Consider the following 22,580-nt stretch of genomic DNA (forward strand, 5'->3'; position numbering starts at 1 on the left):
GCGAAAACTTTCCTGAAACATTCTTGACATCGCCTAATGCAAGTGCTAATATAGCAAAGGTGCGTGAGTAGTTAAGTACCCCTGTGCTTTTGGAGGATATTAAAATGTCTAATGATAAAGGATTACAGGATGCTCATGTCAAGATCGGTGCCAAACAAACGATGAAACTCGTAGAATTGGGCCAAGCCGCCGAAGTGTTTGTGGCGGAAGATGCGGAACACCGGCTCGTTTCAAAGGTTGAAGCTCTTTGCAGTAAGCATGGAGTGAAGATCACCTATGTGGATACTATGCATCATTTGGGTAAAGCATGTGGAATTGAAGTGGGCGCAGCGATGGCTGCCATCGTTAAATCATAGGGTAAGGAACGTTTTTGTTGGGGAAATCAACAGAGTTCTTCCGGCAAAGACTTTTCATTTGTTCTTTTATGAACCGCCTGGGTCTGTGGACTTAAAAAGAGGTTTGTAATGAGGATAAGTATTATGGGAAGGGGGTGGCTAACATGCCAACAATTAACCAGCTAGTTCGCAAAGGACGTCAAGCTAAGATCTACAAGTCGAAGTCCCCTGCATTGCAGAAAGGATACAACGCTCTGAAGCGTGAAGAGACAGGACTTAGCGCTCCTCAAAAACGTGGTGTCTGCACCCGTGTAGGTACAATGACTCCGAAGAAACCGAACTCCGCGCTTCGTAAATATGCCCGTGTTCGCTTGACGAACCGCATCGAGGTGACTGCTTACATTCCGGGGATCGGACACAACCTGCAAGAGCACAGCGTGGTATTGGTTCGCGGTGGACGGGTAAAAGACCTTCCAGGTGTACGTTACCATATCGTTCGCGGTGCGCTTGATACTGCAGGTGTGAACAACCGGATGCAAGCTCGTTCCAAATACGGCGCGAAACGTCCGAAAGCTAAAAAATCGTAATTGATTTCTATAAGAATTCAAAGACTTGAGAAAGGGGGATATCCATGCCACGCAAAGGTCCAGTTAGTAAGAGAGACGTATTGCCGGATCCGGTGTACAACAGCAAACTGGTTACACGCCTTATCAACCGCATCATGCTGGATGGTAAAAGAGGTGTTGCCCAAAGCATCCTTTACAATTCGTTCAACCTGATTCAAGAACGTACGGGTAAAGATCCTATGGAAGTGTTTGAAGCAGCTATCAAAAATATCATGCCAGTACTGGAAGTTAAAGCTCGCCGCGTCGGCGGTGCCAACTACCAGGTGCCGATTGAAGTAAAACCTGAAAGACGTACGTCTTTGGGATTACGTTGGCTCGTGAACTACTCCCGCAACCGCGGTGAGAAGACAATGGAAGAGCGTTTGGCGGCTGAGATCATCGACGCTTCCAACAACACAGGCGCTTCCGTTAAGAAACGCGAGGACACTCACAAAATGGCTGAAGCGAACAAAGCGTTTGCTCACTACCGCTGGTAGGATTCGGCTCAACAAATTACACTTCAATTTTGAAGGGAGACTATTTTCATGGCAAGAGAGTTCTCCTTGAAAAATACACGCAACATCGGGATCATGGCGCATATTGACGCTGGTAAAACGACCACCACAGAGCGGATCTTGTTCTACACAGGCCGTACGCACAAAATCGGTGAAGTTCACGAGGGTGCGGCTACAATGGACTGGATGGAGCAGGAACAGGAGCGCGGGATCACGATTACTTCCGCTGCGACGACCGCTTCGTGGAAAGGTCACCGCGTTAATATCATTGACACCCCAGGGCACGTTGACTTCACGGTTGAAGTTGAACGTTCCCTTCGTGTATTGGATGGGGCAGTAGGTGTTTTCAGTGCGAAAGAGGGCGTTGAGCCTCAGTCTGAAACCGTATGGAGACAGGCTGACCGCTACGGCGTTCCGCGGATCGCATATGTAAACAAAATGGATATTATCGGTGCCGACTATCTGAACGTCGTTAACGACATGCGCGATCGTCTGCAAGCGAACGCAGTAGCGATTCAATTGCCGATCGGTGCGGAGAACGACTTCGTGGGCATCATCGACCTGGTTGAGCAAAAAGCTCATATGTACAAAGACGACCTGGGTCAAAACATTGAGGTGGTCGATGTTCCGGCCGAGTTCCAAGACAAAGTTGAAGAACTTCGCGCTGAACTGATCGAAAAAGTCGCAGAACTCGACGAAGACCTGACAATGAAGTATCTGGAAGGTGAAGAAATCACCATTCCGGAACTGAAAGCAGCCCTCCGCAAAGGGGTTTGCGAAGTTAAGATCTTCCCGGTTATCTGTGGTTCCTCTTACCGCAACAAAGGGGTTCAGCTGATGCTGGACGCTGTTATCGATTATCTGCCAGCTCCAGTTGATGTACCATCGATTCAAGGTCACCTTGAAGACGGTACGGAAGTTGAGCGTCATTCTTCCGATGAAGAACCGTTCGCGGCTCTGGCATTCAAAATCATGACCGACCCTTATGTTGGTAAATTGACGTTCTTCCGCGTATACTCTGGTATCCTTCAATCCGGTTCTTACGTATTGAACGCTACCAAAGGCAAACGCGAACGTATCGGACGTATCCTTCAGATGCACGCGAACAGCCGTCAAGAGATCAGCGAAGTTTACTCCGGTGACATCGCGGCTGCCGTAGGCTTGAAAGATACCGGTACGGGCGACACACTCTGCGACGAGAAAGCTCCGGTTATCCTGGAATCCATGAACTTCCCGGATCCGGTTATCGAAATCGCAGTTGAGCCTAAAACCAAAGCCGACCAAGACAAAATGGGCGTTGCTTTGGGCAAATTGACAGAAGAAGATCCTACGCTGCGTGCTCATACAGATGAAGAGACTGGCCAAACAATCTTGGCTGGTATGGGTGAGCTTCACCTCGACATCATCATTGACCGTATGCGTCGTGAATTCAAGGTAGAAACCAACGTGGGTAAACCACAGGTTGCATACCGTGAAACCTTCCGTCAAGCTGCACGCGTTGAGGGTAAATTCGTTCGTCAGTCCGGTGGTCGTGGTCAATACGGTCACGTCTGGGTTGAGTTCGAACCTCTCGAAGCAGGTACTGGCAGCCAGTTTGACAGCAAGATCGTCGGTGGCTCTGTACCAAGAGAATACATCCAGCCTGCACTGAATGGTATTGAAGAAGCCATGAAGAATGGTGTTCTTGCCGGCTTCCCGCTTGTAGACATCAAAGCTACAATCGTAGACGGTTCCTACCATGATGTCGACTCCAATGAGATGGCGTTTAAGATTGCCGGTTCCATGGCGCTTAAAGCGGCTAAAGACAAGTGTAAACCTGTCCTGCTCGAGCCAATCATGAAAGTCGAAGTTACGGTGCCTGAAGAATACATGGGCGACGTAATGGGTATGCTGAACTCCCGCCGCGGACGTATCGAAGGTATGGATAACCGTTCCGGCGCTCAGATCATCCGTGCGAAAGTGCCTCTTTCCGAAATGTTCGGATACTCGACGACACTTCGTTCCGGTACCCAAGGACGCGGCGTGTTCTCCATGGAACTCTCCCACTACGAAGAAGTTCCTAAGAACATTGCTGAAGAAATTGTTTCGAAGTCCAAAGGATCTGACGAGTAATATCTGCTTTTGAGTTTTAAACCCTGACCGGTACGATTACATCCAGAACTGCTTGCATAAACACCGGTCAGTTCAAACATAAAACCTATATTCAATCCATTTAAGGAGGAATTGTTCAAATGGCAAAGGCTAAGTTTGAACGTACTAAACCGCACGTTAACATCGGTACTATCGGTCACGTCGACCATGGTAAAACAACTCTGACTGCTGCTATCACGACTGTATTGTCCAAAACTTACGGTGGTGCTGCAGTAGCATTCGATCAAATCGACAAAGCTCCAGAAGAGCGCGAACGCGGTATCACAATCTCCACTGCACACGTGGAATACGAAACACCTAACCGTCACTATGCACACGTTGACTGCCCAGGGCACGCCGACTATGTTAAAAACATGATCACTGGTGCTGCTCAAATGGACGGAGCGATCCTGGTTGTATCCGCAGCTGACGGCCCAATGCCGCAAACTCGCGAACACATCCTGCTCTCCCGTCAGGTAGGCGTACCTTACATCGTCGTATTCCTGAACAAATGCGACATGGTTGAAGACGCTGAACTTCTTGAACTGGTTGAAATGGAAGTTCGTGACCTGCTGAACGAATATGAGTTCCCAGGCGACGACACTCCGATCATCCAAGGTTCTGCTCGTGAAGCTCTGCAAAACCCAGACGGCGAGTGGGCACAAAAAATCATCGAAATGTTCAACATCATCGATGAGTACATTCCTCTTCCAGAGCGCGACACTGACAAACCTTTCCTTATGCCAGTCGAGGACGTATTCTCCATCACTGGTCGTGGTACGGTTGCTACAGGCCGTGTAGAACGCGGAACGGTTAAAGTGGGCGACGAAGTTGAAATCGTTGGTATCGCTGAAGAAACTAAGAAATCCGTCGTTACAGGCGTTGAAATGTTCCGTAAATTGCTGGATTCCGCTCAAGCTGGTGACAACATCGGTGCCCTGCTTCGCGGTGTAGACCGTAACCAAATCGAGCGCGGTCAAGTACTTTGCAAACCAGCTTCCGTTAAACCGCATACTGAGTTCACTGCTCAAGTATACGTTTTGACTAAAGAAGAAGGTGGCCGTCACAAGCCTTTCTTCACTGGATACCGTCCACAGTTCTACTTCCGTACAACGGACGTAACTGGTGTGGTTAACCTTCCAGAAGGAACTGAAATGGTTATGCCTGGCGACAACATCACTGTATCCGTTCAACTGATCGCTCCAATCGCGATTGAAGAAGGAACGAAGTTCACGATCCGTGAAGGTGGACGTACAGTAGCTGCTGGTGCCATCGCAACAATCAGCAAATAATTAAAAGGCAAATTGCCTTCTATATAGCAACGATGTGCTGGAACGAGTAACGCTGTGTTGTAAACGCAAGAGATACAGAGGAATCCTCTCCTGGCGGGAGGATTCCTTTCTTTATATATAGGAAGAAAAGAACAACAACACCTTTTCATTAAAAGCTTGCATTATGCCCATTCTTTATATATAATAGTGAATGTTGTTCTGAGACGTTGCGATGATGTGAGAGGTTACTGACACACCCGGCCCCTTTGCCATGGAGCGGTGGGTTAGAAAATTTTCACGGAGTATGTCCGATACCAAATTGGGCGATAGAAGGAGGGACTAAAATGGCAAAGCAAAAAATTCGTATTCGTTTGAAAGCTTACGATCACAGAATTCTTGATCAATCCGCTGAGAAAATCGTTGAAACTGCAAAACGTTCGGGTGCTGGTGTATCTGGACCGATTCCGCTTCCAACTGAGAAACAAATCATTACTATTCTCCGTGCGGTACACAAGTATAAGGATTCTCGGGAGCAATTCGAAATGCGCACACACAAGCGTCTGATCGACATTGTTAACCCAACTCCACAAACTGTGGATGCTCTTATGCGCTTGGACCTGCCGTCCGGTGTAGATATCGAAATCAAATTGTAATTCGAAATGAATTAAGACGGGAAAAGAGGTGTCAACATGAAAGGTATCTTAGGAAAAAAACTCGGAATGACTCAAGTATTTACTCCAGAAGGTAATGTAATTCCTGTGACGGTTATCGAAGCAGGTCCTTGTGTTGTTCTGCAAAAGAAAGATCTTGAGAACGATGGCTACGAAGCTATTCAAATCGGTTTCGCCGATAAGAAGGAGAAGCGTGCAAACAAGCCAGAAGCAGGACATGCTAAAAAAGCTAACACTGCACCTAAGCGCTACGTTCGCGAAATTCGCGGTGTTGACCTCGGAGCTTTCGAGGTTGGCCAAGAACTGAAGGCGGATGTCTTCGCAGAAGGCGAATTTGTTGACGTAACCGGTACTTCCAAAGGTAAAGGCTTCCAAGGCGTTATCAAACGTTGGGGACAAAGCCGCGGACCAATGGCTCACGGCTCGCGTTACCATCGCAGACCGGGTTCCATGGGCTCGATCCAGGCTAACCGTGTTCCTAAAGGAAAGCGTCTGCCAGGTCACATGGGTAATGCTACGGTAACTGTACAAAAACTTGAAGTTGTTAGAGTTGACGTTGAACGCAACGTATTGCTCGTTAAAGGTGCTATTCCTGGACCTAAAAACAGCTTCGTTAAAATTAACGAAACGGTGAAGAAATAATCACCTAAGGAAAGGAGGAACACATAATGCCAAAAGTAACCCTGTTTAATGTCAGCGGTAGCGAAGTAGGAGAATTGGAACTGAACGATGCGGTATTTGGCGTAGAGCCAAACGTACACGTGATGAACCAAGCGGTATTGCTGCAAAGAGCATCTTTGCGTCGTGGTACACACAAAGTGAAGGGCCGTTCTGAAGTACGCGGCGGCGGACGTAAGCCTTGGAAACAAAAAGGAACCGGCCGTGCTCGTCAAGGTTCGATCCGTTCACCACAATGGAAGGGCGGCGGTACTGTATTCGGTCCAACACCACGCAGCTACTCGTTCAAGCTTCCTAAGAAAGTTCGTCGTCTGGCTATTAAATCTGCATTGTCTTCCAAAGTGATCGCTAACAATCTGATCGTTCTGGACCAACTCGCTCTGAACACGCCTAAAACAAAGGAATTCGCAGCGATCCTGAACAATCTGAAAGTAGAACGTAAGGCTCTGATCGTAGCTCCTGGCTATGATGATAATGTGGCTCTTTCCGCACGGAATATTCCTGGCGTGAAATTTGTTGCAGCAGACGGCATTAATGTTCTTGACGTACTTCTGTACGACAAACTGATCATTACGAAAGAAGCAGTTCAGAAGGTAGAGGAGGTGCTCGCGTAATGAAAGATCCTCGTGATATTATCAAACGTCCGGTGATCACTGAACGTACTGCTGAATACATGGGCGACTTGAAGTATGCCTTTGAAGTGGATATCCGTGCGAACAAGACCGAGATCAAACAAGCTGTTGAATCGATCTTTAAAGTGAAAGTAACGAATGTAAATACAATGCGCGTCCCTGCTAAGCCGAAACGTTATGGCCGCTACAACGGTTACACAACCGAGTGGAAAAAAGCCATCGTAACGCTGAGCAAAGACAGCAAAGCGCTCGAGTTTTTTGAATCTGTAGAGTAAGGAGGAAATCACGTGCCTATTAAAAAGTATAAGCCGACATCCCCGGCTAGACGTAACATGTCCGTGTCTACTTTTGAAGAGATCACGACAAATCAGCCGGAGAAATCGTTGCTTGCACCGCTCAGCAAAACAGCTGGCCGCAACAACCAAGGTAAAATTACGGTTCGTCACCACGGCGGCGGACACAAGCGTAAATACCGCATCATCGACTTCAAACGTACGAAAGACGGCATACCAGGTACCGTTGCTACGATCGAGTATGACCCGAACCGTACTTCCAATATTGCTCTGATCCACTACGCAGACGGAGAGAAGCGTTACATCATCGCTCCTAAAGGTCTGAAAGTGGGAGACAAAATTGAATCCGGTCCAAACGCCGACATCAAAATCGGTAACGCACTTCCAATGGAGAACATTCCGGTAGGTACTGTTATCCACAACATCGAACTGCAGCCTGGCAAAGGCGGACAATTGGTTCGCGCAGCCGGTACCGAAGCTCAGCTTCTTGGTAAAGAAGATAAATACGTATCCGTACGTTTGTCTTCGGGCGAAGTTCGCAGACTGCTTAAAGTTTGCCGTGCTACAATCGGTTCCGTTGGTAACGAAGACCACGAGCTGATCAAAATCGGTAAAGCAGGCCGCAGCCGCTGGCTCGGACAACGTCCTGAAGTTCGCGGGGTAGTTATGAACCCTAACGATCACCCTCACGGTGGTGGTGAAGGCCGCGCTCCAATCGGACGTAAATCGCCAATGTCTCCATGGGGCAAACCAACCCTTGGTTACAAAACGCGTAAAAAAGGCAAAGCTTCTGACAAATATATCGTTCGCCGCCGCACAAAATAATGCACGCTGTGCATAACTTTGTGAAGTGCCGAAAGTAACGAGAAGATTGGATGAAGGGAGGATTTTATAGATGAGTCGCAGTTTGAAAAAAGGGCCTTTCATTGACGGGTACCTGCTGAAAAAAGTAGAAGTGATGAACGAATCGAACAAGAAGGCGGTTATCAAAACTTGGTCCCGTCGCTCTACGATTTTCCCACAATTTATCGGTCACACGTTCGGTGTATACGACGGACGCAAGCACGTTCCGGTATACGTAACGGAAGACATGGTAGGACACAAGTTGGGTGAATTCGCTCCAACACGTACCTACAAGGGTCATACGGACGATGACAAGAAAACAAGAAGATAATTTCGAAGCTCTTTGTTTGAGAGGAGGTAAAACAAATGGAAGCAAAAGCACATGCCAGATCTATTCGGATTGCTCCTCGTAAAGTCAAGCTCGTTGTTGACTTGATCCGCGGTAAGCAAGTTGGTGAGGCCATCGCCATTCTCCGCCACACTCCGAAATCGGCTTCCCTGGTTGTGGAGAAGCTGCTGAACTCAGCGATCGCCAATGCTGAGCATAACTACTCGATGGATATTAACAATTTGGTTGTGAGCCAGGTTTTCGTTAACCAAGGCCCAACAATGAAGAGATTCCGTCCACGCGCCATGGGTCGTGCGAGCCGGATCAATAAACGCACCAGCCACATTACTTTGGTGGTATCTGAAAAATAAGGAGGGATAACGTGTGGGCCAAAAGGTAAATCCAGTCGGACTCCGTATCGGGATCATCCGTGATTGGGAATCGAAATGGTATGCTGGCAAAGATTTCGGTAATCTTTTGCTGGAAGATGTCAAAATCCGTGAATACCTGAAAAATAAATTGAAGGATTCTGCTGTTTCTCGCATCGAAATCGAGAGAGCGGCAAATCGTGTGAACGTCACTATCCACACTGCGAAACCAGGCATGGTTATCGGTAAAGGTGGTTCCGAAGTTGAAGTACTTCGCAGCCAAGTTACGAAAATTGCAGGCGGTAAAAAAGTTCACATCAACATCTCTGAAATTAAGCAAGCTGACCTGGACGCAGTCCTGGTTGCAGAAAGCATTGCTCAGCAATTGGAGCGCCGCGTTTCTTTCCGTCGTGCATTGAAACAAGCGATCCAAAGAACGATGCGTGCTGGCGCTAAAGGAATCAAAACTCAAGTGGGCGGACGTCTTGGCGGCGCCGAGATCGCTCGTTCGGAAGGCTACAGTGAAGGAACTGTTCCACTTCATACGCTTCGTGCTGACATCGACTACGGTACGGCTGAGGCACATACAACTTATGGCCGTCTCGGCGTAAAAGTATGGATCTATCGTGGAGAGGTTCTTCCTACGGCTAAGAAACAAGCTGCTCAGGAAGGAGGCAACTAATCATGTTGGTACCAAAACGTGTAAAACACCGCAAGCAACAACGCGGTCACATGAAGGGTATGGCAAAAGGCGGAACTGAACTGAACTTCGGTGAATTCGGTTTGCAAGCTCTGGAGCCAACTTGGATCACGAACCGTCAGATCGAAGCAGCGCGTATTGCGATGACGCGTTACATCAAGCGTGGCGGTAAAGTATGGATTAAGATTTTCCCTGACAAGCCGATCACTCAAAAACCTCTTGAGGTTCGTATGGGTAGCGGTAAAGGTAACGTTGAGAAATGGGTCGCAGTTGTCAAACCAGGCAAGATTATGTTTGAACTTGGAGGCGTGTCTGAGGAAATCGCTCGCGAAGCGATGCGTCTCGCCGCTCACAAGCTGCCGATCAAAACGAAGTTTGTGAAACGTGAAGAATTGGGTGGTGAAGCAAATGAAAGCTAATGATCTGCGTAACTTGACCACTGCAGAAATCGAGCAAAAGATTGCGGGCTTTAAAGAGGAACTCTTTAACCTCCGTTTTCAATTGGCTACCGGACAGCTTGATAACCCAACTCGGATCCGTGATGTACGCAAGGAAATAGCTCGTGCTAAAACCGTCATCCGTGAAAGAGAACTTGGGATTAGTTAATAGATCACAGCCGTGCTCGTCTGTAATCAGGAAGGAGGCTAACTATGAGCGAAGAACGCAATGCTCGTAAAGTGCAAATCGGTAAAGTTGTCAGTGACAAAATGGATAAAACCATTGTTGTAGCCGTTGAAACTTACAAAAAGCATGATCTCTACCACAAGCGCATTAAATACACGAAGAAATTTAAAGCGCATGATGAGAACAACACAGCACAAATCGGAGATACCGTTAAAATCATGGAAACTCGTCCACTCTCTAAAGACAAACGTTGGAGACTGGTAGAAGTCGTTGAAAAAGCGGTTATCATCTAAAGATAGAGTTAGTTTTTCCGAAAGGAGGAAATTTCAATGATTCAACCATTTACACGTCTTCAAGTAGCTGACAACTCTGGTGCGAAGGAACTGATGTGTATCCGCGTGCTGGGTGGTACAGGACGTCGTACAGCAGCCATCGGTGATTTGATCGTTTGCTCCGTCAAACAAGCAACACCAGGCGGCGTTGTCAAAAAAGGTGATGTTGTTAAAGCTGTTGTGGTTCGTACGAAGCGTTCTGTACGCCGCAAAGACGGATCTTACATCTCTTTTGACGAAAACGCAGCGGTTGTTGTTAAAGAAGACAAAAGCCCGCGCGGAACTCGTATTTTCGGACCAGTGGCTCGCGAACTTCGCGACAAAGATTTCATGAAAATCGTTTCCTTGGCACCGGAAGTAATCTAATAGCTGATTCCCGGACAGTGAGCTGTTACGGGATCCCGATAAATCGCTGACATGCAGTCATAGGAGGTGTAACAAAATGCCGAAAGTGAAAAAGGTTCTGGAATCGCACAGCAACAAACTGCACGTGAAGAAAGAAGATACGGTTATGGTCATCAGCGGTAAAGACAAAGGCAAAAAAGGCCGTGTCATCGCAGCGTATCCTCGTGAAAACCGTGTGCTTGTCGAAGGCGTGAACATGGTGAAGAAACACCAAAAGCCGAACCAATCCAACCCTCAAGGCGGAATCATCGAGCAGGAAGCACCGATCCATGTATCCAACGTGATGCATATCGATCCGAAGAGCGGCAAAGTAACCCGTATCGGTTACAAAACGCTGGATAACGGTAAAAAGGTCCGTGTTGCGAAGAAGTCCGGAGAGGTTATCGACTAATCGAATCGTTTAGAAAGGAGGTTCATAATTCATGGCAGCAAGAATGAAAGAACGTTTTTTGAATGAAGTTACTCCTGCTTTGATGCAGAAGTTCAGTTATTCTACGGTAATGCAGGTACCTAAAATCGAGAAGGTTGTCATCAACATGGGTGTGGGTGATGCCGTATCCAACTCGAAAGTACTGGATGCCGCAGTTAATGATATGCAGCTGATTGCTGGTCAAAAGCCGGTAATTACTCGTGCTAAAAAATCCATCGCCGGATTCAAACTGCGTGAGAATATGCCGATCGGTGTGAAGGTAACACTGCGCGGAGAGCGTATGTACTACTTCCTGGACAAATTGTTCAACGTTACCCTTCCACGTGTCCGTGACTTCCACGGCGTGTCTACCAAAGCATTTGATGGACGCGGCAACTACACGCTTGGCCTCAAGGAACAGCTGATCTTCCCTGAGATCGAGTATGATAAAGTTGATAAAGTCCGTGGTATGGATATCGTTATCGTAACGACGGCTAAAACTGACGAAGAGTCCCGCGAGCTGCTCGCTCAATTGGGAATGCCTTTTGCGAAGTAATTCGCAAATCCATTTCTCCGAAAATTTTTAGGAGGTGTCAGGCTAAGTGGCAAAAACTTCGATGAAAGTAAAACAACAACGTACGCCTAAGTTTAAAGTGCGTGCTTATACACGCTGCGAACGTTGCGGTCGTCCACATTCGGTACTGCAAAAGTTCAAAATTTGCAGAATTTGTTTCCGTGAATTAGCTTATAAAGGCCAGATCCCTGGCGTGAAAAAAGCAAGCTGGTAAGAAGTTTACAATCGGGAAGGAGGTTCACACAAAATGACTATGTCTGATCCAATTGCAGATATGCTGACTCGTATTCGTAACGCCAACACTGTGCGTCACGAAACGGTTGAAATGCCTGCTTCGACGATGAAAAAACAAATCGCTGACATTTTGAAGCGTGAAGGTTTCATCCGTGATGCAGAATATATCGATGACAACAAACAAGGGATTATCCGTGTTTTCCTGAAATACGGTGCCAACAATGAACGCGTCATCTCCGGTTTGAAGAGAATCAGTAAACCAGGTCTGCGCGTGTACACGAAGAGCAACGAAATTCCTCGTGTCCTCGGCGGTTTGGGTATTGCGATTATCTCCACATCCAAGGGAGTTATGACCGACAAAGAAGCTCGTCAATCCAAAGCTGGCGGAGAAGTTGTCTGCTACGTTTGGTAATACACGTCACAGAACAAGGAGGTGCAACACATGTCCCGTATTGGTCGCAAACCAATCGCAGTACCAAGCGGTGTGGATATCACACTGAACAATTCCGTTATTACGGTTAAAGGACCGAAAGGATCTTTGACTCGTGAACTTCATAAAGACATGAAGGTAACGGTAGAAAACAACGAAATCGTCGTTGAGCGCCCATCTGACAACAAAGCGCATCGTTCGCTTCACGGCACGACCCGCAGCGTTGTCAACAATATGGTGAGCGGAGTAACTGAAGGCTTTTCGAAATCTCTGGAGTTGGTTGGGGTCGGATATCGTGCAAGCAAGTCTGGAGATAAGATCGTCCTGAACGTTGGTTACTCTCATCCGGTAGAAATCACTCCAGAACCAGGTATCGAGTTCGAAGTACCTGCAAATACGAAAATCATCGTTCGCGGTATCGATAAAGAGCGCGTAGGTGCATACGCCGCTAAAATCCGTTCCGTTCGCGAGCCTGAGCCTTACAAAGGTAAAGGGATTAAGTATGAAGGTGAGCGCATTATCCGTAAGGAAGGTAAAGCAGGTAAGAAGAAATAAGCAGTTATTTCTTAAGCCTTCTTTACCCCGTGCGTCTTAAAGTGAAGCTGTCATGGCAAAACTGAAAGGAGTGAAAGGGAAGACATGATTACAAAAGAGGATAAGAACAAAGCTCGTCTCAAACGTCATCTGCGTGTCCGCAAGAAGATCCAAGGTACTGCTGAACGCCCACGTTTGAACGTATTCCGTTCTTCTAAACATATCTACGCTCAACTGATCGACGACGTAGCTGGCGTAACCATCGTTTCTGCGTCTACAGTTGATAAAGAGCTTAGCGGTTCCGTGAAAAACGGCGGCAGCGTTGAGGCTGCTCGTCAAGTCGGCGAACTCGTTGCTAAGCGTGCAAAAGAAAAAGGTCATACTTCGATCGTATTCGACCGCGGAGGATACCTGTACCATGGACGGATTCAAGCTCTGGCTGACGCAGCTCGCGAAGCAGGCTTGGAATTCTAAGAATTTCTAAAAAGGAGGTAAACGACTTGCGTGTAGATCCTAACACTTTGGAACTGACTGAAAGAGTGGTTAATATTAACCGCGTTGCTAAAGTAGTAAAAGGCGGACGCCGTTTCAGCTTCAGCGCGCTGGTAGTTGTCGGTGACGGCAAAGGCTGGGTTGGTGCTGGTATCGGTAAAGCAGGCGAAGTTCCTGACGCCATCCGCAAAGGCATCGAAGATGCTAAGAAAAATCTGATTCACGTTCCTCTCGTTGGAACATCAATTCCTCACCTGGTCACTGGCCACTTTGGTGCTGGACGCGTTCTTTTGAAACCAGCGTCTGAAGGTACTGGAGTTATCGCCGGCGGTCCTGTGCGTGCCGTACTGGAACTGGCAGGTGTAGGTGACATCTTGACAAAATCTTTGGGTTCTTCGAACTCCATGAACATGGTCAACGCGACTTTGGAGGGCTTGTCCCGTCTGAAGCGTGCTGAAGATGTAGCCAAATTGCGTGGCAAATCTGTCGAAGAGCTGCTCGGTTAAGGAGGGAATGTCATGGCTAAACTTCAAATTACCCTCGTCCGCAGTTTGATCGGCCGTCCTGAAACTCAGCGCACGACTGTGAAAACTCTCGGCTTGCGTAAATTAAATTCGACGGTGGTTCATAACGACAATCCTGCAATTCGCGGAATGATCAACAAAGTGAGCCACTTGGTATCTGTTACAGAAATTGAAGGTTAATCTTGCAAAAAGATTAACCTAGAAATATTAAGGAGGTGCAACGAACGATGAAGTTACACGAACTTTCCTCAGCTGCTGGATCCCGCAAAGAACGCAAACGTGTTGGCCGTGGTACAAGTAGCGGTACTGGTAAAACATCTGGCCGTGGTCACAAAGGTCAAAACGCTCGTTCTGGCGGCGGTGTGCGTCCTGGCTTCGAAGGTGGGCAAAACCCATTGTATCGTCGTCTGCCGAAACGTGGATTTGTAAATCCTACGCGGAAAGAGTATGCGATCGTGAACATCGAGGAACTGAACAGCTTTGCAGAGGGTACTGAAGTAACTCCTGAGTTTTTGGTGGAAAGTGGCGTCGTGAAAAACACGAAGAGCGGCATCAAAATTCTTGGTAATGGCGAAGTAACCGTAAAATTGACTGTAAAAGCAAACAAGTTCTCTCAATCTGCGGTAGAGAAAATCGAGGCTGCCGGCGGTAAAACCGAGGTGATCTAATGTTTAAGACCCTGAAGAATATATGGCGGGTTGAGGACCTACGCAAGAGAATCTTGTTCACCTTGTTTGTACTGATCATTTACCGTATCGGTTCATTCGTTCCTGTTCCAGGCGTTGATAAAACGGTCCTGGAGCAAACGAATCAGCAGGGTAGCGAGTTGTTTGGTCTCTTAAACACGTTCTCGGGAGGAGCGCTTCATCAGTTCTCCATCTTTGCCCTCGGGATCGTGCCGTATATTACCTCGTCCATCATCGTGCAGTTGTTGTCGATGGATGTCGTCCCGAAACTTGCCGAATGGGCTAAACAAGGCGAGCACGGGAAGAAGAAATCGGCGCAATTGACACGCTATGGTACGATAGTATTGGGCCTGATTCAGTCGTTTGCGATGGCCATCGGTTTTAACCGGTTGTACGGTACGCAAATGATTCCTAACGCCACCTTCGTGGATTACCTGCTCGTTGCGATCGTATTGACCGCAGGTACGGCATTCCTGATGTGGCTTGGTGAACAAATTACTGAAAAAGGAATCGGTAATGGTATTTCCATTCTGATTTTTGCAGGGATTGTCGCTAACATCCCGATGTATATCCGGAGTACAGCGAGCTCCAACTTTATCCAAGATGGTCAGGTATTTATGAATACACTCAAGACGATCATCATACTTATTGTGATCGTGGCGATTATTGCGGGTGTCATCTACATCCAGCAAGCGATTCGTAAAATTCCTGTGCAGTACGCAAAACGTGTGGTAGGCAACAAAATGTACGGCGGACAGAATACACACATTCCGCTCAAGATCAATGCTGCGGGTGTTATTCCGGTCATCTTCGCTGTCTCCTTGCTGCAGTTCCCTACGATTATTGCGAGCTTCTGGTCAACTCATGCTTGGGCCCAATGGATCCAAACTAACTTGAGATATGACTACCCTCTTGGTATGGTACTGTATGTTCTGATGATCATTGGTTTCACTTTCTTCTACACATTCGTGCAGATGAATCCAAACCAAATGGCTGATAACATGAAGAAAAACGGTGGCTACATTCCTGGCATTCGTCCTGGTAAAGCGACTGAGAAGTACCTGACCCGCGTAATGTCCCGGTTAACGATGACCGGCGCCATCTTCCTGGCCGTTATTTCTCTGCTTCCGATCGGTTTCGGTACGCTTGCCGGTCTGCCGAACTCGGTGAAAATCGGGGGAACTTCACTGCTCATCGTCATCGGTGTGGCACTGGATACAATGAAGACCATCGAAAGTCAATTGATTAAGCGCCATTACAAAGGCTTTATCAATAAATAGTAATAGGTCCCGGTGAAGTCCATTGAACTTCCCGGTGCTTATTGCGTTGTTTCTTGTAACGGTAGTGTTTGGAGGGAGAGAGAAACGTGAACATACTATTCATGGGCCCTCCTGGGGCAGGTAAGGGAACACAGGCGGAAGTCATTGTCAATGAATTCGGCATTCCCCATATTTCGACAGGCGATGCATTTCGTTTGGCGATTAAACAGGGAACTCCCATCGGGAAGAAAGCCAAAGAATACATGGATCAAGGACTCCTGGTACCGGATGATGTAACGATCGGCATTGTTGAAGAACGTCTGCAGCAGTCCGATTGCGAAAAAGGTTTTTTATTGGACGGCTTTCCAAGAACCCTTTCGCAAGCGGAAGCGCTGGATGAAATTCTTAGCAGACTGAACACGAAGCTTGATCATGTCATCAACCTGAAAGTAGACCGCGACAAGCTGATGGCGCGCCTTACGGGACGCCGGATCTGCAAGAACTGCGGTGCAACTTATCATGTGATTTTCAACCCGCCAAAACAGGAAGGTGTATGTGATAAATGCGGAGGCGAACTGTATCAGCGCTCGGATGATAACGAAGAGAGCGTAGGTACCCGCCTGGACGAATATATCAACAAAACAGCACCGCTCCTTACGTTTTATGAGAACAAAGGTCTTTTGCGTCAGATCGATGGGGATCAGGAAATCGGTACGGTATCCGATGAAATCGTATCGGTACTGCGAGGTTAATTGTAATGATCATTTGTAAGTCCGAAACGGAACTTGGCTTTATGAGGGAGGCCGGACGGATCGTTGCGGAAACGCATCGCCTTATGGCCAAACACATCGAACCGGGGATCACTACCGGAGAACTTGATCGGATTGCAGACCACTACATTCGCAGTCAACATGCGCTGCCGTCTTTTAAAGGCTACAATGGTTTTCCTGCCAGCATTTGCGCTTCAGTCAATGATCAATTGGTGCACGGATTTCCCGGCAAACGCAAATTAAACGAAGGCGACATTATTACGCTAGACATCGGTGCGCAGTACCGTGGTTACCATGGAGACTCCGCTTGGACCTATCCTGTAGGGAGCATTTCGGAGGAAGCCCAGCGTCTGCTGGACGTCACCGAAAAGTCTTTATATGCAGGCTTAGAGCTTGTCAAACCTGATGTGCGCCTGTTTACGATCTCGCATGCCATTCAACGCGTGATTGAAGATGCCGGCTTCTCGGTTGTCCGGGAGTATGTCGGGCACGGTGTTGGGGCAGAACTGCATGAAGAACCACAAATTCCGAACTTTGGCACGCCGGACCGAGGGCCTCGGCTTAAACCCGGCATGGTGTTGGCGATCGAACCGATGGTCAATGCCGGATCAAGGTATGTTAAGACGCTGGAAGACAACTGGACGGTCGTTACGGTTGACGGCTCCCTGTGTGCCCATTTCGAGCATACGGTGGCTGTGACGCCGGACGGCATGGAGATTTTCACAAAACTGGATGTGTAGGTGATCGTTCTTGAGCAATCAAAGCAGCCCGCAAATCGGTCAAATTGTGAAGATCCTGAAAGGCAAGGATGCCGGACAGCTCGCCGTGGTCGTATCCATAGCTGACAGCAGATTTGTGTATATAGCTGACGGGGACAAACGAAAGTTTGACCAGTGCAAGAAGAAGAATCTATTGCATCTGGAACCCCAAAAGTTTATCAGCAGTGAGGTTGTTGACAGTTTAAAAGAAAGCGGTCGGGTCACAAACGGAAAGCTGCGTTATGCAGTGATGAAGTTTATGAAGTCCACCGAATCCCAAGCTGAAGAGAAAGGAGACTGACTGTGGCCAAAGAAGATGTTATTGAAGTGGAAGGCACGGTTCTTGAACCATTGCCGAATGCAACGTTCAAGGTCGAACTGGAGAACGGTCATCAGATTCTTGCCCATGTTTCCGGTAAGCTGCGGATGCACTTTATCCGTATTCTGACAGGCGACAAAGTGGTCGTTCAGTTATCGCCTTATGATCTAACCAAAGGTCGTATAACTTATCGTAAATAGCAATTCCGTTTCCTTTAGGGGAAACGTTCAGGATGTTAAACATCCCGTTTGCAGCAATTAACGTAGTGAACATTTTATCCGGACCTGGTCCGGTTGACTCCGAGTCATCCTACGAAGAGAGTTTTGCTTGGCAAAACTTTAGGGAGGTAATGAACATGAAGGTAAGACCTTCTGTAAAGCCTATGTGCGAAAAATGCAAAGTCATTCGTCGCAAAGGTACTGTAATGGTTATCTGTGAAAATCCGAAGCACAAACAAAAACAAGGTTAAGAGAAGGGGGTGTAGCGTAAAATGGCTCGTATAGCTGGTGTGGATTTGCCACGTGACAAACGCGTTGAGATCGCCTTGACTTATATTTTCGGAATCGGTAAAACGACTTCCCAGAAAATTCTGAGCGAAACAGGCATCAATCCGGACACTCGTGTTCGTGATTTGACGGAAGATGAAGTCAGCAAATTGCGTGAAACGATCGACAAAGGGGTTAAGGTTGAAGGTGACCTGCGTCGTGAAATTTCCTTAAATATTAAGCGTCTCGTTGAAATCGGATGCTATCGTGGTGTGCGTCATCGCCGCGGTCTGCCGGTTCGTGGACAACGTACTAAAACCAATGCTCGTACACGGAAAGGCCCTCGTCGTACTGTAGCGAACAAGAAGAAATAATAAGGGGGGATAAAAGACAATGGCTAAACCGAAAAAAGTCGTACGTACTAAACGTCGTGACCGTAAAAATATTGAATCTGGCGTGGCTCATATCCGTTCCACGTTCAACAATACGATCGTAACGATCACGGATCCTCACGGTAACGCAATTTCTTGGGCAAGCTCCGGCGGCCTCGGATTCAAAGGTTCCCGTAAATCCACTCCATTTGCTGCGCAAATGGCTGCTGAAACAGCTGCCAAAGCTGCAATGGAACATGGTATGAAGGCAGTTGAGGTTATGGTTAAAGGTCCAGGTGCAGGCCGTGAAGCAGCGATCCGTTCTTTGCAAGCTGCTGGTCTGGAAGTCAACCTGATCAAAGACGTAACTCCAATTCCTCACAACGGTTGCCGCCCGCCAAAACGTCGTCGTGTCTAATTGATAGTCAACCTGGGAATGTGGTATAAAACCGGCACAATCTGCTAATAATGGTTGTTTAGGCATACTACATGGATACACTTGAACAAGGTGACAGTTTCATATAGGAGCGACGTTTGAAGGAGGGGTACTTGCGTGATTGAAATCGAAAAGCCGAAAATTGAGACCGTAGACGTCAGTGAAGACGGAGCCTATGGAAAATTTGTGGTAGAGCCGCTGGAACGAGGATATGGAACGACTCTGGGGAATTCACTTCGCCGGATTCTGCTCTCCTCGCTGCCTGGCGCGGCCGTTACATCTGTTCAGATTGACGGTGTGCTTCATGAATTCTCAACGGTTCCGGGCGTCATGGAAGACGTAACGGAAATTATTCTGAACCTGAAGGCTCTTTCCCTGAAAATTCATTCGGACGAAGAGAAAGTGTTCGAAATCGATGCTGAAGGCGAAGGAGTCGTGACGGCAGGAGACATCCGGGCGGACAGCGATGTGGAAATTCTTAATCCGGACCTGCATATTGCTACACTGGGTCCTGGATCGAGACTCCATATGCGTATTTTTGCTAACCGCGGTCGTGGCTATGTCCAAGCAGATAAGAATAAACGTGATGATCAACCCATTGGCGTCATCCCGGTCGATTCTATCTATACCCCGATTAGCCGCGTGAATTACGGCGTGGAGAATACGCGGGTTGGTCAAGTGACCAACTACGACAAATTGACGCTTGAAGTATGGACTGATGGCAGCATCAGACCAGAAGAGGCGGTTAGCCTCGGCGCCAAAATTTTGACCGAGCATTTGATGCTGTTCGTGGGTCTCACGGACGAAGCGAAAGATGCGGAAATCATGGTCGAAAAAGAAGAAGACAAAAAAGAAAAAGTGCTTGAGATGACAATCGAAGAGCTTGATCTCTCCGTACGTTCTTACAACTGTCTCAAACGTGCCGGTATTAATACGGTGCAAGAGCTGACCACGAAAACCGAAGAAGATATGATGAAAGTCCGCAACCTGGGCCGCAAATCTTTGGAGGAAGTTCAAGAGAAGCTCGAAGAGCTCGGTTTGGGACTCCGTACAGAAGAATAGCATCTTAGGATTGTTAGCGAAGGAGGGGAAAACATGGCATACCAAAAGTTGGGCCGCGATTCCAGCGCACGTAAAGCTTTGTTCCGTGACCTGGTAACCGACCTGTTCTTATACGAGCGTATCCAAACGACAGAAGCGAAAGCGAAAGAAGTTCGCACGATCGCTGAAAAGCTGATCACGAAAGCAAAGAAGGGTGATCTTCATGCCCGTCGCCAAGTGGCAGCATTCGTTCGTCGTGAAACGGTAGATGGGGAGCAAGACGCAATCCAAAAACTGTTCAGCGAGCTGGCTACACGTTACGCTGAGCGTCCAGGCGGATACACACGTATCCTGAAGCTCGGACCTCGTCGCGGTGATTCCGCGCCTATGGTTTATTTGGAACTGGTTGACCGCGCGTAAACTGATGAGGATGAGGAAAGGGTGGAAGGAATCCATGATTCTGATCAAACCCTTTTTTTCACTTCTAGGGACGTGTCTAAGGGGCTCCTGAAGGGAGCTTCTTTTTCTGAAAAGAAGCAGCCGGTTCATCCGAGCCAGAATACAGGAACGGCTCCGCCGTGATATCGCGGTGGGGCCGTTTTTGTGTAAAAACGTACGAATGGATAGGATTCCCCGTTCATCGGGAAACCATGCGGTATCGGATTCAGGAGGTTTAAGAAATGCGCAACCTATGCATGAAGGTCAGTTATGACGGTACAGATTACTGCGGGTTCCAGACCCAGCCGGACGGCAGCACGGTCCAGGATGCCCTGGAGAAGGCGATCAAGCTGCTGACAGGGGAAGAGGTCAAGATCCATGCTTCCGGGCGAACAGACGCCGGTGTGCATGCTCGCGGCCAGGTGTTTAACTTCATCACCTCTTCCGATATTCCCGTCGAGCGCTGGTGCATCGCCCTCAACTCGAGGCTGCCCCAAGACATTATCGTCTGGGAGGCGGCGGAGGTTCCGCTGGAGTTCCACTCCAGAAGGTCAGCCAAACGGAAGACGTACCGGTATACCATCAATGCCAACCAGTTTCCGGATCTGTTCCAGAGACGAACCCAATTCCATCATCCCGTCAAGCTGGACATTGCGGCCATGGCGGAAGGATTGAAGCATCTGATCGGGACTCATGACTTTACTTCCTTTGCTTCGCGCCATTCTACGAAGCCTTCCCATATCCGGACGCTGTATGAGGCCGAGCTCGTGGTAGATGATTCTATGTGCCGTCCAGGGACTCGGGATCAGGGGCTGATCCATATCTACGTCACAGGGAGCGGCTTTCTTCAGCATATGGTCCGTATTATCGTGGGGACGCTGCTGGAGATCGGGAAAGGCCGCAAGAAGCCCGGAGATATGCCAGCGATCCTCGAAGCCAAAGACCGGTCCAAAGCGGGGCCTACAGCCGTCGCCAAGGGACTGATTTTATGGAATGTCGAGTATGAAGCGGCTGATGAAAATAATTTAAAATCAGCTTGCGATTTGCCCGGGTTTACTGTAAAATAAAAGTTGTGTTTTCTTAATGGCTTTCCCACAGCCCCAGTTAAGAGATTCACATTCCTAACATGAAAATTAACTTTTTAACAATGACAATTGAACGAAGATAAATGATTTTCGGACGAAACCAAGGAGGAACTATTCATGCGTACGACCTATATGGCCAAGCCAAATGAAGTAGAGCGCAAATGGCACATCATTGATGCCGAAGGCAAAACGCTCGGACGTCTGGCGAGCGAAGCTGCGGCCCTGATCCGCGGTAAACATAAGCCTCAATTCACCACTCATGTTGACACAGGTGACTTCGTTGTCATCATCAACGCTGAGAAGGTTCACCTGACAGGCAAGAAGCTTCAAAACAAGAAATACTACCGTCACTCCCTGCATCCAGGTGGTTTGAAAGTGACAAACGCTCAGGATCTGCTGAACAGCAAGCCAGAACGTGTATTGGAATCCGCTGTTCACGGTATGCTTCCTAAAACCCGCATGGGCGAAAAGATGAAGCTGAGACTGAAAGTATACGCAGGTACTGAACATCCGCATGCAGCACAAAACCCAGAAGTTTACGAACTTCGCGGCTAATTAAAAGGAGGACAGTTTCATGGCACAAGTACAATACTATGGGACAGGTCGTCGTAAACATTCGGTAGCTCGTGTTCGCCTTGTACCGGGTGAAGGACGCATTGTCATCAATAAACGTGATATCAACGAATACTTCGGTTTGGAAACCCTCAAACTGATCGTAAAACAACCACTGACTTTGACTGAAACGCTGGGACAATACGACGTGCTCGTTATTGCCAACGGCGGCGGCATTTCCGGCCAAGCCGGAGCCATTCGCCACGGGATCTCCCGCGCTCTGCTGAAAGCAGATCCGGAATACCGTCCAGCTCTGAAAAAAGCAGGCTTCCTGACTCGTGACCCACGGATGAAAGAACGTAAAAAATACGGTCTCAAAGCCGCTCGTCGCGCGCCACAGTTCTCGAAACGTTAATATTTACTTTTATGTACAAATCGCCCTGGCCATTACTG

The 22,580-nt window shown here is 48.0% G+C and carries 39 protein-coding genes; all 39 read left to right on the forward strand.

The annotated features are described in order from the left end of the window. Window positions 1–104 precede the first annotated feature (104 nt). Window positions 105–356, forward strand: coding sequence for a ribosomal L7Ae/L30e/S12e/Gadd45 family protein (locus MKY74_RS06520; protein WP_076176730.1), 252 nt, complete (start codon window positions 105–107; stop codon window positions 354–356). Between the two features lie 143 nt (window positions 357–499). Next, window positions 500–922, forward strand: coding sequence for a 30S ribosomal protein S12 (rpsL, locus tag MKY74_RS06525; protein ID WP_076176731.1), 423 nt, complete (start codon window positions 500–502; stop codon window positions 920–922). 44 nt (window positions 923–966) lie between these two features. Beyond that, window positions 967–1,437, forward strand: coding sequence for a 30S ribosomal protein S7 (gene rpsG / locus MKY74_RS06530; RefSeq protein WP_076176732.1), 471 nt, complete (start codon window positions 967–969; stop codon window positions 1,435–1,437). A 48-nt stretch (window positions 1,438–1,485) separates the two neighbouring features. Continuing rightward, entirely contained in the window at window positions 1,486–3,567 is a 2,082-nt protein-coding gene (fusA, locus tag MKY74_RS06535) for an elongation factor G (protein ID WP_076176733.1), read from the forward strand. A gap of 119 nt (window positions 3,568–3,686) precedes the next feature. Next, a complete protein-coding gene (gene tuf, locus MKY74_RS06540; RefSeq protein WP_076176734.1) occupies window positions 3,687–4,877 on the forward strand; it encodes an elongation factor Tu in 1,191 nt (396 codons plus the stop codon). 323 nt (window positions 4,878–5,200) lie between these two features. Further along, complete coding sequence (gene rpsJ / locus MKY74_RS06545; protein WP_005544556.1) at window positions 5,201–5,509, forward strand: 30S ribosomal protein S10; 309 nt, start codon at window positions 5,201–5,203, stop codon at window positions 5,507–5,509. Between the two features lie 36 nt (window positions 5,510–5,545). Next, window positions 5,546–6,169: a 50S ribosomal protein L3 gene (rplC, locus tag MKY74_RS06550; RefSeq protein ID WP_076176735.1), complete on the forward strand. Its 624-nt coding sequence runs from the start codon at window positions 5,546–5,548 to the stop codon at window positions 6,167–6,169. 26 nt (window positions 6,170–6,195) lie between these two features. Beyond that, window positions 6,196–6,819, forward strand: a complete 624-nt coding sequence (gene rplD / locus MKY74_RS06555; RefSeq protein WP_076176736.1) for a 50S ribosomal protein L4 — start codon at window positions 6,196–6,198, stop codon at window positions 6,817–6,819. Continuing rightward, window positions 6,819–7,112 carry a 50S ribosomal protein L23 gene (gene rplW, locus MKY74_RS06560; protein WP_076176737.1) on the forward strand — a complete coding sequence of 98 codons (294 nt, stop codon included), beginning with the start codon at window positions 6,819–6,821 and terminating at the stop codon, window positions 7,110–7,112. The genes rplD and rplW overlap by 1 nt, the downstream gene beginning before the upstream one ends. A gap of 12 nt (window positions 7,113–7,124) precedes the next feature. Beyond that, on the forward strand, window positions 7,125–7,955 hold the full coding sequence (gene rplB, locus MKY74_RS06565) for a 50S ribosomal protein L2 (protein WP_076176738.1): 831 nt from the start codon (window positions 7,125–7,127) through the stop codon (window positions 7,953–7,955). Between the two features lie 70 nt (window positions 7,956–8,025). Further along, window positions 8,026–8,304, forward strand: a complete 279-nt coding sequence (gene rpsS / locus MKY74_RS06570) for a 30S ribosomal protein S19 (protein WP_076176739.1) — start codon at window positions 8,026–8,028, stop codon at window positions 8,302–8,304. A 35-nt stretch (window positions 8,305–8,339) separates the two neighbouring features. Next, the gene (rplV, locus tag MKY74_RS06575; protein WP_076176740.1) at window positions 8,340–8,672 is read left to right on the forward strand and encodes a 50S ribosomal protein L22; all 333 of its coding nucleotides are present in this window, start codon (window positions 8,340–8,342) and stop codon (window positions 8,670–8,672) included. 13 nt (window positions 8,673–8,685) lie between these two features. Then, on the forward strand, window positions 8,686–9,351 hold the full coding sequence (gene rpsC, locus MKY74_RS06580) for a 30S ribosomal protein S3 (protein WP_076176741.1): 666 nt from the start codon (window positions 8,686–8,688) through the stop codon (window positions 9,349–9,351). Window positions 9,352–9,353: 2 nt separating this feature from the next. Further along, window positions 9,354–9,788, forward strand: a complete 435-nt coding sequence (gene rplP / locus MKY74_RS06585; protein WP_076176742.1) for a 50S ribosomal protein L16 — start codon at window positions 9,354–9,356, stop codon at window positions 9,786–9,788. Beyond that, window positions 9,778–9,975: a 50S ribosomal protein L29 gene (rpmC, locus tag MKY74_RS06590; RefSeq protein WP_076176743.1), complete on the forward strand. Its 198-nt coding sequence runs from the start codon at window positions 9,778–9,780 to the stop codon at window positions 9,973–9,975. Before rplP ends, rpmC begins: the two co-directional genes overlap by 11 nt. Before the next feature lie 44 nt (window positions 9,976–10,019). Continuing rightward, window positions 10,020–10,286, forward strand: coding sequence for a 30S ribosomal protein S17 (gene rpsQ / locus MKY74_RS06595; protein WP_025336666.1), 267 nt, complete (start codon window positions 10,020–10,022; stop codon window positions 10,284–10,286). A gap of 36 nt (window positions 10,287–10,322) precedes the next feature. Continuing rightward, entirely contained in the window at window positions 10,323–10,691 is a 369-nt protein-coding gene (gene rplN, locus MKY74_RS06600) for a 50S ribosomal protein L14 (protein WP_076176744.1), read from the forward strand. A 76-nt stretch (window positions 10,692–10,767) separates the two neighbouring features. Next, window positions 10,768–11,121 (forward strand): 50S ribosomal protein L24, encoded by a 354-nt coding sequence (gene rplX, locus MKY74_RS06605; protein WP_076176745.1) that lies wholly within the window; start codon window positions 10,768–10,770, stop codon window positions 11,119–11,121. 31 nt (window positions 11,122–11,152) lie between these two features. After that, window positions 11,153–11,695, forward strand: coding sequence for a 50S ribosomal protein L5 (rplE, locus tag MKY74_RS06610; protein WP_076176746.1), 543 nt, complete (start codon window positions 11,153–11,155; stop codon window positions 11,693–11,695). A 46-nt stretch (window positions 11,696–11,741) separates the two neighbouring features. Next, window positions 11,742–11,927 (forward strand): type Z 30S ribosomal protein S14, encoded by a 186-nt coding sequence (locus MKY74_RS06615; RefSeq protein WP_013312154.1) that lies wholly within the window; start codon window positions 11,742–11,744, stop codon window positions 11,925–11,927. Between the two features lie 33 nt (window positions 11,928–11,960). After that, window positions 11,961–12,359 carry a 30S ribosomal protein S8 gene (gene rpsH, locus MKY74_RS06620; RefSeq protein WP_076176747.1) on the forward strand — a complete coding sequence of 133 codons (399 nt, stop codon included), beginning with the start codon at window positions 11,961–11,963 and terminating at the stop codon, window positions 12,357–12,359. Between the two features lie 30 nt (window positions 12,360–12,389). Next, the gene (gene rplF / locus MKY74_RS06625; RefSeq protein WP_076176748.1) at window positions 12,390–12,932 is read left to right on the forward strand and encodes a 50S ribosomal protein L6; all 543 of its coding nucleotides are present in this window, start codon (window positions 12,390–12,392) and stop codon (window positions 12,930–12,932) included. Window positions 12,933–13,016: 84 nt separating this feature from the next. Further along, entirely contained in the window at window positions 13,017–13,385 is a 369-nt protein-coding gene (rplR, locus tag MKY74_RS06630; RefSeq protein WP_076176749.1) for a 50S ribosomal protein L18, read from the forward strand. Window positions 13,386–13,411: 26 nt separating this feature from the next. Next, a complete protein-coding gene (gene rpsE / locus MKY74_RS06635; RefSeq protein ID WP_076176750.1) occupies window positions 13,412–13,909 on the forward strand; it encodes a 30S ribosomal protein S5 in 498 nt (165 codons plus the stop codon). A gap of 12 nt (window positions 13,910–13,921) precedes the next feature. Beyond that, entirely contained in the window at window positions 13,922–14,107 is a 186-nt protein-coding gene (rpmD, locus tag MKY74_RS06640) for a 50S ribosomal protein L30 (RefSeq protein WP_076176751.1), read from the forward strand. Window positions 14,108–14,154: 47 nt separating this feature from the next. Beyond that, a complete protein-coding gene (rplO, locus tag MKY74_RS06645) occupies window positions 14,155–14,595 on the forward strand; it encodes a 50S ribosomal protein L15 (protein WP_076176752.1) in 441 nt (146 codons plus the stop codon). Further along, on the forward strand, window positions 14,595–15,893 hold the full coding sequence (gene secY / locus MKY74_RS06650; protein ID WP_076176753.1) for a preprotein translocase subunit SecY: 1,299 nt from the start codon (window positions 14,595–14,597) through the stop codon (window positions 15,891–15,893). Before rplO ends, secY begins: the two co-directional genes overlap by 1 nt. A gap of 86 nt (window positions 15,894–15,979) precedes the next feature. Next, window positions 15,980–16,624, forward strand: a complete 645-nt coding sequence (locus MKY74_RS06655) for an adenylate kinase (RefSeq protein WP_076176754.1) — start codon at window positions 15,980–15,982, stop codon at window positions 16,622–16,624. Window positions 16,625–16,629: 5 nt separating this feature from the next. Further along, window positions 16,630–17,382: a type I methionyl aminopeptidase gene (gene map, locus MKY74_RS06660; protein ID WP_076176755.1), complete on the forward strand. Its 753-nt coding sequence runs from the start codon at window positions 16,630–16,632 to the stop codon at window positions 17,380–17,382. A 10-nt stretch (window positions 17,383–17,392) separates the two neighbouring features. Continuing rightward, the gene (locus MKY74_RS06665; protein ID WP_076176756.1) at window positions 17,393–17,701 is read left to right on the forward strand and encodes a KOW domain-containing RNA-binding protein; all 309 of its coding nucleotides are present in this window, start codon (window positions 17,393–17,395) and stop codon (window positions 17,699–17,701) included. Window positions 17,702–17,703: 2 nt separating this feature from the next. After that, on the forward strand, window positions 17,704–17,919 hold the full coding sequence (infA, locus tag MKY74_RS06670; protein WP_017692098.1) for a translation initiation factor IF-1: 216 nt from the start codon (window positions 17,704–17,706) through the stop codon (window positions 17,917–17,919). A 155-nt stretch (window positions 17,920–18,074) separates the two neighbouring features. Then, window positions 18,075–18,188 (forward strand): 50S ribosomal protein L36, encoded by a 114-nt coding sequence (rpmJ, locus tag MKY74_RS06675; protein ID WP_026688601.1) that lies wholly within the window; start codon window positions 18,075–18,077, stop codon window positions 18,186–18,188. Window positions 18,189–18,209: 21 nt separating this feature from the next. Beyond that, on the forward strand, window positions 18,210–18,578 hold the full coding sequence (rpsM, locus tag MKY74_RS06680; protein ID WP_076176757.1) for a 30S ribosomal protein S13: 369 nt from the start codon (window positions 18,210–18,212) through the stop codon (window positions 18,576–18,578). 19 nt (window positions 18,579–18,597) lie between these two features. Next, window positions 18,598–18,993, forward strand: coding sequence for a 30S ribosomal protein S11 (gene rpsK, locus MKY74_RS06685; RefSeq protein ID WP_009589209.1), 396 nt, complete (start codon window positions 18,598–18,600; stop codon window positions 18,991–18,993). A 135-nt stretch (window positions 18,994–19,128) separates the two neighbouring features. Beyond that, the gene (locus MKY74_RS06690) at window positions 19,129–20,073 is read left to right on the forward strand and encodes a DNA-directed RNA polymerase subunit alpha (RefSeq protein WP_076176758.1); all 945 of its coding nucleotides are present in this window, start codon (window positions 19,129–19,131) and stop codon (window positions 20,071–20,073) included. Window positions 20,074–20,106: 33 nt separating this feature from the next. Continuing rightward, window positions 20,107–20,472, forward strand: coding sequence for a 50S ribosomal protein L17 (gene rplQ / locus MKY74_RS06695; protein WP_076176759.1), 366 nt, complete (start codon window positions 20,107–20,109; stop codon window positions 20,470–20,472). Window positions 20,473–20,732: 260 nt separating this feature from the next. Then, the gene (gene truA / locus MKY74_RS06700; RefSeq protein WP_076176760.1) at window positions 20,733–21,557 is read left to right on the forward strand and encodes a tRNA pseudouridine(38-40) synthase TruA; all 825 of its coding nucleotides are present in this window, start codon (window positions 20,733–20,735) and stop codon (window positions 21,555–21,557) included. A 135-nt stretch (window positions 21,558–21,692) separates the two neighbouring features. Beyond that, complete coding sequence (gene rplM, locus MKY74_RS06705; protein WP_076176761.1) at window positions 21,693–22,130, forward strand: 50S ribosomal protein L13; 438 nt, start codon at window positions 21,693–21,695, stop codon at window positions 22,128–22,130. 19 nt (window positions 22,131–22,149) lie between these two features. Further along, window positions 22,150–22,542 carry a 30S ribosomal protein S9 gene (rpsI, locus tag MKY74_RS06710; protein ID WP_076176762.1) on the forward strand — a complete coding sequence of 131 codons (393 nt, stop codon included), beginning with the start codon at window positions 22,150–22,152 and terminating at the stop codon, window positions 22,540–22,542. Window positions 22,543–22,580: the final 38 nt, after the last annotated feature.

Origin of the sequence: Paenibacillus sp. FSL R5-0378, from assembly GCF_038009285.1 — a bacterium.
Lineage (GTDB): Bacteria > Bacillota > Bacilli > Paenibacillales > Paenibacillaceae > Paenibacillus_AQ > Paenibacillus_AQ favisporus.

What these genes read in the sequence shown, in the direction of transcription:
- MKY74_RS06520 (WP_076176730.1), top strand. Translation starts at nt 105, where the DNA reads ATGTCTAATGATAAAGGATTACAGGATGCTCATGTCAAGATCGGTGCC.
- rpsL (WP_076176731.1), top strand. Translation starts at nt 500, where the DNA reads ATGCCAACAATTAACCAGCTAGTTCGCAAAGGACGTCAAGCTAAGATC.
- rpsG (WP_076176732.1), top strand. Translation starts at nt 967, where the DNA reads ATGCCACGCAAAGGTCCAGTTAGTAAGAGAGACGTATTGCCGGATCCG.
- fusA (WP_076176733.1), top strand. Translation starts at nt 1,486, where the DNA reads ATGGCAAGAGAGTTCTCCTTGAAAAATACACGCAACATCGGGATCATG.
- tuf (WP_076176734.1), top strand. Translation starts at nt 3,687, where the DNA reads ATGGCAAAGGCTAAGTTTGAACGTACTAAACCGCACGTTAACATCGGT.
- rpsJ (WP_005544556.1), top strand. Translation starts at nt 5,201, where the DNA reads ATGGCAAAGCAAAAAATTCGTATTCGTTTGAAAGCTTACGATCACAGA.
- rplC (WP_076176735.1), top strand. Translation starts at nt 5,546, where the DNA reads ATGAAAGGTATCTTAGGAAAAAAACTCGGAATGACTCAAGTATTTACT.
- rplD (WP_076176736.1), top strand. Translation starts at nt 6,196, where the DNA reads ATGCCAAAAGTAACCCTGTTTAATGTCAGCGGTAGCGAAGTAGGAGAA.
- rplW (WP_076176737.1), top strand. Translation starts at nt 6,819, where the DNA reads ATGAAAGATCCTCGTGATATTATCAAACGTCCGGTGATCACTGAACGT.
- rpsS (WP_076176739.1), top strand. Translation starts at nt 8,026, where the DNA reads ATGAGTCGCAGTTTGAAAAAAGGGCCTTTCATTGACGGGTACCTGCTG.
- rplV (WP_076176740.1), top strand. Translation starts at nt 8,340, where the DNA reads ATGGAAGCAAAAGCACATGCCAGATCTATTCGGATTGCTCCTCGTAAA.
- rplP (WP_076176742.1), top strand. Translation starts at nt 9,354, where the DNA reads ATGTTGGTACCAAAACGTGTAAAACACCGCAAGCAACAACGCGGTCAC.
- rpmC (WP_076176743.1), top strand. Translation starts at nt 9,778, where the DNA reads ATGAAAGCTAATGATCTGCGTAACTTGACCACTGCAGAAATCGAGCAA.
- rpsQ (WP_025336666.1), top strand. Translation starts at nt 10,020, where the DNA reads ATGAGCGAAGAACGCAATGCTCGTAAAGTGCAAATCGGTAAAGTTGTC.
- rplN (WP_076176744.1), top strand. Translation starts at nt 10,323, where the DNA reads ATGATTCAACCATTTACACGTCTTCAAGTAGCTGACAACTCTGGTGCG.
- rplX (WP_076176745.1), top strand. Translation starts at nt 10,768, where the DNA reads ATGCCGAAAGTGAAAAAGGTTCTGGAATCGCACAGCAACAAACTGCAC.
- rplE (WP_076176746.1), top strand. Translation starts at nt 11,153, where the DNA reads ATGGCAGCAAGAATGAAAGAACGTTTTTTGAATGAAGTTACTCCTGCT.
- rpsH (WP_076176747.1), top strand. Translation starts at nt 11,961, where the DNA reads ATGACTATGTCTGATCCAATTGCAGATATGCTGACTCGTATTCGTAAC.
- rplF (WP_076176748.1), top strand. Translation starts at nt 12,390, where the DNA reads ATGTCCCGTATTGGTCGCAAACCAATCGCAGTACCAAGCGGTGTGGAT.
- rplR (WP_076176749.1), top strand. Translation starts at nt 13,017, where the DNA reads ATGATTACAAAAGAGGATAAGAACAAAGCTCGTCTCAAACGTCATCTG.
- rpmD (WP_076176751.1), top strand. Translation starts at nt 13,922, where the DNA reads ATGGCTAAACTTCAAATTACCCTCGTCCGCAGTTTGATCGGCCGTCCT.
- rplO (WP_076176752.1), top strand. Translation starts at nt 14,155, where the DNA reads ATGAAGTTACACGAACTTTCCTCAGCTGCTGGATCCCGCAAAGAACGC.
- secY (WP_076176753.1), top strand. Translation starts at nt 14,595, where the DNA reads ATGTTTAAGACCCTGAAGAATATATGGCGGGTTGAGGACCTACGCAAG.
- map (WP_076176755.1), top strand. Translation starts at nt 16,630, where the DNA reads ATGATCATTTGTAAGTCCGAAACGGAACTTGGCTTTATGAGGGAGGCC.
- rpmJ (WP_026688601.1), top strand. Translation starts at nt 18,075, where the DNA reads ATGAAGGTAAGACCTTCTGTAAAGCCTATGTGCGAAAAATGCAAAGTC.
- rpsM (WP_076176757.1), top strand. Translation starts at nt 18,210, where the DNA reads ATGGCTCGTATAGCTGGTGTGGATTTGCCACGTGACAAACGCGTTGAG.
- rpsK (WP_009589209.1), top strand. Translation starts at nt 18,598, where the DNA reads ATGGCTAAACCGAAAAAAGTCGTACGTACTAAACGTCGTGACCGTAAA.
- rplQ (WP_076176759.1), top strand. Translation starts at nt 20,107, where the DNA reads ATGGCATACCAAAAGTTGGGCCGCGATTCCAGCGCACGTAAAGCTTTG.
- truA (WP_076176760.1), top strand. Translation starts at nt 20,733, where the DNA reads ATGCGCAACCTATGCATGAAGGTCAGTTATGACGGTACAGATTACTGC.
- rplM (WP_076176761.1), top strand. Translation starts at nt 21,693, where the DNA reads ATGCGTACGACCTATATGGCCAAGCCAAATGAAGTAGAGCGCAAATGG.
- rpsI (WP_076176762.1), top strand. Translation starts at nt 22,150, where the DNA reads ATGGCACAAGTACAATACTATGGGACAGGTCGTCGTAAACATTCGGTA.